The organism is uncultured Desulfovibrio sp. (assembly GCF_944324525.1).
In the GTDB taxonomy this organism is placed as follows: Bacteria; Desulfobacterota; Desulfovibrionia; order Desulfovibrionales; family Desulfovibrionaceae; genus Desulfovibrio.
The window spans coordinates 20,953-28,926 of sequence record NZ_CALUWS010000034.1 but is presented as its reverse complement, the minus strand read 5'-3'; the positions used below and the strand labels follow the sequence as shown (position 1 = coordinate 28,926).

Annotated in this window: 6 protein-coding genes; 2 read left to right on the top strand and 4 right to left on the bottom strand. The window is 55.3% G+C overall.

From position 1 onward, the window contains the following. Positions 1 to 190 precede the first annotated feature (190 nt). Together Q0K12_RS09165 and Q0K12_RS09160 are read right to left on the bottom strand one after the other, a co-directional pair. Positions 191 to 1,054: a site-specific integrase gene (locus Q0K12_RS09165; RefSeq protein WP_297262213.1), complete on the bottom strand. Its 864-nt coding sequence runs from the start codon at positions 1,052 to 1,054 to the stop codon at positions 191 to 193. A 223-nt stretch (positions 1,055 to 1,277) separates the two neighbouring features. Further along, positions 1,278 to 2,465, bottom strand: coding sequence for a tyrosine-type recombinase/integrase (locus Q0K12_RS09160; protein WP_297262211.1), 1,188 nt, complete (start codon positions 2,463 to 2,465; stop codon positions 1,278 to 1,280). A gap of 739 nt (positions 2,466 to 3,204) precedes the next feature. Here Q0K12_RS09160 and mobC point away from each other — a divergent pair. Both mobC and Q0K12_RS09150 read left to right on the top strand, forming a co-directional pair. Continuing rightward, entirely contained in the window at positions 3,205 to 3,501 is a 297-nt protein-coding gene (gene mobC, locus Q0K12_RS09155; RefSeq protein WP_297262209.1) for a plasmid mobilization relaxosome protein MobC, read from the top strand. A 50-nt stretch (positions 3,502 to 3,551) separates the two neighbouring features. Next, a complete protein-coding gene (locus tag Q0K12_RS09150) occupies positions 3,552 to 4,658 on the top strand; it encodes a relaxase/mobilization nuclease domain-containing protein (protein WP_297262207.1) in 1,107 nt (368 codons plus the stop codon). An 808-nt stretch (positions 4,659 to 5,466) separates the two neighbouring features. Here Q0K12_RS09150 and Q0K12_RS09145 read toward each other — a convergent pair. Both Q0K12_RS09145 and Q0K12_RS09140 read right to left on the bottom strand, forming a co-directional pair. After that, complete coding sequence (locus Q0K12_RS09145; protein ID WP_297262205.1) at positions 5,467 to 7,008, bottom strand: outer membrane homotrimeric porin; 1,542 nt, start codon at positions 7,006 to 7,008, stop codon at positions 5,467 to 5,469. A 13-nt stretch (positions 7,009 to 7,021) separates the two neighbouring features. Further along, a complete protein-coding gene (locus tag Q0K12_RS09140; protein WP_297262203.1) occupies positions 7,022 to 7,972 on the bottom strand; it encodes a LysR family transcriptional regulator in 951 nt (316 codons plus the stop codon). Between the last annotated feature and the right edge of the window lie 2 nt (positions 7,973 to 7,974).

Genomic DNA, 7,974 nt, shown 5'->3' with positions numbered 1-7,974 from the left:
TTAAAGGCAAAAATTCCAGTTAAGGTGCGCCTTATATCCCCGCCCTGAAGGGCGAGGCTTTACGGCGCGCTGGGTAATGCAACAATATACAAATATTTTAATGGTATACAATTCCTGCAATGGATTGTAACCATAATTTGCAAATTTTGTAGTTGCATGAAAATTTTGCAGTAGATTGCAAATTATGCAATCAGCAGTCGAACTTGATGAGGGAGACGGCTTCACGCTCTTGACTGGGCGCAAGGTGGGAATAGCGCATGGTCATTTTGATGTCCTTGTGACCAAGCAGGCGGCTTACCAACGCCAAGGGGGTTCCCGACTGGACAAGCCAGGAAGCAAAGGTATGCCGGAGGGAATGGAAGCAGATACGCTCACGGCGATCCGTGACGCCCCTGTTGAAACCGCAGTCCTGCACGGCCCTGCGGAACACATGGTAACTTCGTTCGGGCAGCCGTCCGTTTTCCTGGAAAAGGGGCAAGTCGTGCCGCGCCTTGTATCTGTATTTTTGCACGATAGCCAGCGCATGAGGGTTGAGCGGGACGATACGGCTCAGGCTGTTCTTGGAATCGTAGACCTTGACCTGTGCATTTTCGGTATCGACCGCGTAAGGCCGCATGTTGTATATCTCCCCTGCGCGCAAGCCGGTATACACGGCAAAAGCCGCCACATCACGCCAAAGCACGGAGGCTTCCTCCAGCTTTTTGAGCAACTTTCCGACTTCGTGGGGAGTCAAGAATCGCAGTCGCCGATTATCGAATTTCGGCATCCTGAACCGGGGAACCGGGCCGGGGTACAGTTCCCATTCTTCGGCTCTGTGCAAGATTCTGCGGGCAAGGGAGAGGCAGTGATAGACGCTCTGCGGACTTAAATTTTTCGTTTCCAGCGATTTTTTCAGTTGCAAAATTTGCAGATTTTTGATTTTGTCGAGTTGGTACTCACCAAGCACGGGCGACACATGGTTTTCCCACCGTCCAACTTCGGTTGTGATTTCCCGTCTGGTTTGGGAAGAAAGCACCAACTCCCTGTAAACATTGAACGCCTCGGAAAATTTCATCTGACTCTCCTGTTTTTTGCAGGATAGTCGTAAAAGGGAAAGTCAGCTTTAGTTATGCACAACGGCCTTTCACGCCGTCGACAGGGGTTCAAATCCCCTTGGGGACGCCAAAGATTTCAAAGGGTTACATCGAAAGATGTGACCCTTTTTTCGTTGGGGAACGGTTTCGGAAACGGTTTTTCAGCACCTGTTTCCGTGCCTCTGCCAGAGCTTCGGGCCTGACTCAGGCCGTCTTGCGCCGAATACGGACAACGGCCTTTTCGCCGTCGGGAGAGGGGAAAGGGATGACCTTGCCACCCTGCCCCGCCGCTGTCGTTGCCGCAAAGGAATGCGTCACGCCCGCATGACGTGCGCTCAGGCTCTCCAGTGCTCCCCGCGTCTCCTCAAGGCCCAGCGACTTCAGATACAGGGCCGTGGTATTGGGGGACTTGTGCCGCAGGATGGCCTGGATCACGCTCACGGGCTGCCCCAGCCGGTACAGGATGCTCGCGGTCAGATGACGAATGGCATGGAAGCCGAAAGGCCGTACCCGTGCCCGTTCGCACAGCGTCCGCATGAAGTGCATCCGCTCCTTGAACGGCTTGCCGTACTGTTCCGCGCAAAAGCCGCCTTCCTGCTCGCAGACGAAGACATGCGTATGCCGGGGGAACGTCCGATGCTCCTGCCACCAGCGCAGTGCCTCGAAAAGCTCTCCGGTCATGGGCAGCCAGTCATATTCCAGGCTGCCGCCCTCCCGCTTGCGGGTACCAAGGCGGATCCGGCGATTGCCGAAGTCCACATCTTCCCAGCACAGGCGGAAAAGCTCGCTGCGCCGCGCACCCAGATGCAGATAGGCCAGCAGCAGGACGCGATCCTGTCCCTGCGTCTGCTGGAACACCTTCCAGAAGTCCGCTTCCGGCGGGATGTAACGCGGGCTGCGTTCCTCGGGGAACTTCTCCACAAGGCAGGGGTTGGGGCCGGGCATACCAAGGTATTTCATGCCCCAGTTCCAGGCGGCCACCAGATTCTTTCTGTCCTTGTTGGCCGCATTGCCGGATCGCAGTTCATACTGGATACGCAGCGCGGCCAGCACCTTGCCGGGCGTCAGGCTGGCGACCGGGGCGTCAGGATCGACGATAGCCACCTGCCGTTTGCCGGTCCCCTGCTTCGCGGCAAAGAGTTCACGCAGCGCCTGCCGCTTCTCATTATAGGTCTTGCGACTGTATTTTTCCGCGTGATCCAGATACTTTTCCGCCCACTGCCGCAGGGAACAGGCCGTGTCTATCTCCTTGTTCCAGCCCTTTTTCCTCTCCTCTGCTTCCCACGCCAAGGCTTCCGCCTTGGTGTCGAACAGTTTTTGCCGGATGATCCCGTTCTTCTGAACTCTTCCTTTCCATTTGGGATGGCCATTTTTCTGGATCTTCGAGGGCATGTGCACTCCGTAAGGCGTCCACGACATTGCGCTCGAAAAAGAGGATCCGCCCACTGGTGCCGGTAGGCCGTATCCCACCGAAGGCTTTATAGTACCTCCGGATGCTGTCCTTATCAATCCCGAAGATGCGGGACAGGTCGTCAGCAGTCAGGCATCGTCCCAGTTCTTTTTCGATATATGTCATGGTGCCTCCAAAATTTCTTTCATCATAGCAGCGGAGGACAGCCCGTCGAGAAAAAACTCGAGTTACATAAAATATGTTCTTATATACTTATATTTTTATAGTTTCTGAATCCTCTAAATCGCTCGTGTAAAAGTGGCGCACGGCATCTTTTCAGCAATAAACATGAATACATATATAAATTTTACTTTTTCCCGTAGAGCGAAATTTTTTTGATGATGGCCTGGTACGCTTCGTGACTCTTTTACTACATATTACAGACAATTTTCATAACTTTTTTTAACTAAAACAGAGCTTTTTGATAATTTTTACGACAGTTTTCATAGCAATTTGGAACATTTTTCATACTTTTTACGACATTATTTTTACATTTTTAATTTCATTGCATCTTCTTTGATTTTATTTATGCTTTGAAGCAAGAGCTAACTTTCGCTTCGCTCAGTTCGCTCTTGCCCCCGATGCTGCGCTTCGCTGGCATCTTGTGGGGGAATTGCGTCTGCGCCGCAAGAGAAAGGCAATATGAAATCATGTACGAGGAATCATATGAAAGGAAAACACATGAATGATACAGTATCAAAACAGAGGACCTATTGTATCTCTGTCCGGTTTTCGGCCCAGGAAAAGAATGAACTTGATGCCGCGCGCGGCAGGACAGCTGCAGGCCGATTCCTGCGAGAGGTATTTTTGCAGCGAAAGACAATCGTCGTGCCGGAGTGCAATCGTAAGGCGTGGAGCGAACTTTCGCGTTCCGCGTCCAACCTCAACCAAATCGCCCACCACCTCAACCTCTCCGGCATGGCTGCGCACGAGCTGCGCCTGATCGCTGACATCCGCGCCGAGCTATCCCGCTTTTGAGCCAGTCTCGTGGGGGCCAGGCTGACAGGGGAGCGAGACGGGGACGACAGATGAAGAGCATGCGGCGCGTCAGCCGGGGGAGAAGCTTTCTGGGCCTGATGACCTACCTCCTGCGGCGCGACGCCGAGCACAGACAGCAGCCGGGCGTGCCCATCGGGGGGACGGTCTGCGGCACGACGGCTCGAGACATAGCCCGCGAACTGCGCTCCGCCGCCCAACAACGCCCGGATATCATCAAACCGGTCTGGCATCAGGCCCTGCGCCTGCCGCAAGGAGAACGCCTCCCTCCGCTCACATGGTGTCGCATCGCGGAAGTCTTCATGGAAGAAATGGGTTTTGATACGGCCCAGCAGCCGTATGCCGTGGTGCTGCACGATGACCCGCAGGGACAGCATATCCACATAGCCGCTTCGCGGGTCGGCATGGACGGGCGGATCTATCTTGGACAGAATGAGAATCTGCGGGCAAGCCGCCTTGTGATCGAGCTGGAAAAACGCTTCGGCCTGCAACGGACGCCGGGGCCGGATGCCCACGTCAACCAGCGCCGCAGACCCACGCGCCGGGAACAGGGCATGCGGCAGCGCACCGGTAAAGCCGTGCCGCGTGAGGTGTTGCAGGACAGGATCGACGCCGTGCTTGCCGTCGGCCCTGTCGCTTGGGACGACTTCAGGGACCGGCTGGCGGCTGACGGCATAAGCTGTTTGCTGAATCAGTCCCCCAGCACAGGCCGCGTCTGCGGTATATCCTTCAGCTATGGCGGGCTGCCCTTCAAGGGCAGTCAGTTGGGCAAGGCTTACGCCATTGCCGGACTCCAAAAACGGGGTCTGTCCCTTGTGTCGCTGCCGGTGCGGGAAGACACTTCACCGGCTCCCGAAGCTGCGGCTATGCCCGCTCCGACCGCAATGGCAGAGCAGCCGACCACGCGCCCCAAGACCCTGGTTGAGGCCATACTCGGTCATCCCCCGCCTGAATCTCTCCAGAAGCCCGCCCCACGACCTGCGGACACAGCCGCCCAGACTGGACCTTTGCCGCAGGAAGAGCCTTTCCTGCCCGCAAACGAGGGCAGCCCGCCGGAAAGTCCTCCTGCCGTTTCCGATAACATGGAAGCGGAAGAGGAAACCGCGTGCGAATGGCGTCCGCGTTTCGGGCCGGGCTGATGTATAAAGGGATAGTTGGGAACATATTTCCACTATTTCCTTTCTGGGCGTTTCTCAGCTCAGGACTCATTAAAAGTGGAAGATAACAATAGCCAAAATATAAATTACTAAGAGAAACACATATGAGCAGAAATCGTAGTGTATGACTATGTGACACCAGTATTTTGAACGGACAAGCATATTTTCTATATTGCTATTTCGACTATACTGTTTATTGTTATAATATCTATAACATGTTGTATTACATCGATGAAAAGCAAGAAGTACAGCTCGAATAGCGCAAGGAAAGAGAGATTTTTTCCACAATATTCTCGACGCCGCCTTGCCGGTAGCGGCTTTTCCATTTCCTAGCAGTATATAGGCTTACGCAAAATCCTGCAGCTACGACAGCAGCGGGTATGTTGTCCAGGCGCCGAACAACTTCTTCTTAGAGCGGATTCGCATTGAAATTGTGTCCAATTTCAATGCTGACGCTGCCCTCACACTACGGAAAAAGCGTGGTTTTTCCGTGTGTTCGGTTGCGGGTAGTCGCTATTGCGACTACCCAAGCAATCCACATTTTCAATGTGGAATTGCTCTAAGCCCTGGGCGCAAGTTTGGCATTCTTATGACTGTACCCCTTTTATCCAGCTCCCTTGCTGGCTTGCGTGCGAACTTCCTGCTTGCCGAACAAAGAAAGGAGGAACAATCTATCGGAGTACAACAGCTTGTAGCTGATCATGTATAACTCCAAAATATCCGCATAAAAAATGGGCGCGATTGGGAAACCATCGCGCCCGAATAATCGCGGCTGTGGGGTTTACAGGTATCAGAACTTGTAAATGAAGCTCACGTTCACATTCCACGCATCCTCAAGGGAGTTGGCTGGAGTATAGGTTCCGTTCTTGTGGAAGCCGCCCCAGACCTTGGAGGACTGATCCAGCCACAAGGCGATGTAGTTGGCTTCCACCAGCAGGCGCAGATTGTCATATATCTGGTAGGAGGACATGAGGCCGAATTCCGCGGCATAGTCCTTCTGCGTCAGATAAATTCCGCCGTTGGTGTTGAGATCGTAGAAATCCGTGCCGTAGCTGAAGCCCGTACGCCCCGGCACATCCAGCTCGCCCTTGATGTAGCGGGCCATGCGCGGCGCGTTGGTGCCGTTGTAGAAGTTGACGCGGATAGTGTGGCTGAGTTTGTCCATGAAACTCAGATCCCGGATGCGCGCCCCGATGCCCCAGGTTCCGGCCAGAGTGTAGCCCAGCACGGCGTCCCGGCCGATGGTCCAAGTGCCGAGCGTGCCAAAGCCGGAAAAGCCGCTGGTGCTTTCGTTATTGTAGTCAAAAGACGGCAGGCGCTCGGAACCGTTGCGGGGATTGCCGTCGTCGCCGCTGGAATACCAGCCGTAAATGCCCGGCGTGCCCCAGTCCAGCTTGTACTCTGCCAGCAGGGAAGCATACCAGCCGCTGCGGTTCAACGCCTGTACGCCACTGTCGAAGCTGCCGTAATTGGCGCTCCAGGCCAGACGGAAGGGATCAGCCGCCGTGATGTCGCCGGTCAGCCCCGCCCAGAAGGCCGTACCGTAGGCGTACGTCGCATGCCGTCCCACCTTGTCGTTGCGCAGGGCATACCAGGCCGGGCTTATGCCCGTGCCGTATCCGCTTCCGTAATAATCGTTTCCCGCACGAAAGGCATTGTCGCCTACCATGCCCAGCATGGCCCAGGGCGTCAGGCGCAGTCCGTCAAAGGTCAGCGGCAGCACCAGACCGAAAATATCCACATTGTCCAGATAATTGTCCGGCGCATAGCCCGTGCCGTCATCCGTCCAGTTGTCGTTGAAAGGGCGCGCCCAGAAGGCGGTCAGGCCCACGGTCTCATTGAACGGTACGGACACGCTGATTCCGGCCACGTCGGCATCAAAGACCTGTGAGGCTTCGGAGGCGTAATCCGGCAGGAAGATGCGTTGCAGCCCCATGCGGGTGCGGATGTCCGTGCCGGGGATAAGCCAGTCCAGGTAGGCGTGCTTGACCTTGGTGATGTTGCTGCCGTCCGTGCCCAGCGCGCCGCCTTTGCCGGCACGTCCCCAGGTAGCAGCTCCGATTTCAAAATAAATGGAGCCGGAAAGGGCCTCGGAAGCCACGGCGTCCAGTTGCAAGCGGACACGAGTCTTGGCCTCGAAGTCGTCCTCCCCCCAGCGGCCCCAGCCGGTCACGCTATTGCCGTGCCGGTCCTTTCTGACGAAGCTGCCCCCGTCGCCATATTCCAGCATGTTGATCCAGACGCCCTTGGCTTTGAACTCAACAGCATGGCTTTCAGCAGCGGGGACAGCGCATAGGGCCGCCAGCAAAGGTATGACAAGATGTTTTTTCATGGGTTGCTCCTTGCTATGAGGATTTGTTGCACGAAAGGGAGGCAGCATTCTGCACCGCGCAGAGGTGATCGCGCAGCATGCCGAGAAACAGATCATATTCTTCGGAAATTTCATGCTGCTTACGCTTGATGTAGCCGAAACTCAGGCATTTTCCGCAGCCCTCAAGAGGAATATCCCGAATGGGATACTTGCCGAACTGCCGGTTCATCAGACGGATGCCGAAATTGCAGATATCGGTATGCAGCAGCATTTCGATGATCTGATTATCGCTGTTGGTGAAAAAAAGACTTTTGAAGCGGCTGGCCTTGGCCATGCCCACGCTGATGGTGTCCAGGTGATGCTCTATGGAGAAGAAGTCGTGCATGGGCTGAATGAAGGGCAATTCCTCCAGTTCGGCAAACGTGATGGACTGCCGATTGTACAGGGGGCTTTTCGGCCCCACATAGATGCAGGGCTCGTGCTGTGATATTTCCGTATAAACAAGTTCCTTGTGGCCTAAAACATGGTCGAAGATTTTTCGCTGATCCCGGGCGATGTAGACAATGCCCATGTCCGCCGTGCCGTCATCCACATAGCCGACGATCTCCCGTACGGTTCCTTCCAGAAAGACCATGCGGCACTTGTCCAAGGCTCTGTCATTATACAGCAGGCAGAAGAGATGGGAGATCATGGTGGATGGATAGCAGGCGATGCTGATGCGCCGGTCGCGCCGGGGCCTGCTCATCTCCTTCATAAGGCGGGTACCTTGCAGGATGCCGCAGGCCTGCTGATAGCACTCCCGCCCGGCATCTGTCAGATGCACACCCTTGTTGGTGCGGACAAAGAGCGTCAGGCCCAGTTCGTCCTCCAGCATGGCGATATACTTGCTGACGCTGGATTGCGACGTGTAGAGTGCCTCCGCCGCCCGGCGGGTGCTGCCCAGTTCAGCGGTTTTGATGAAGCATTCCAGTTGGCGGAATTCCATAT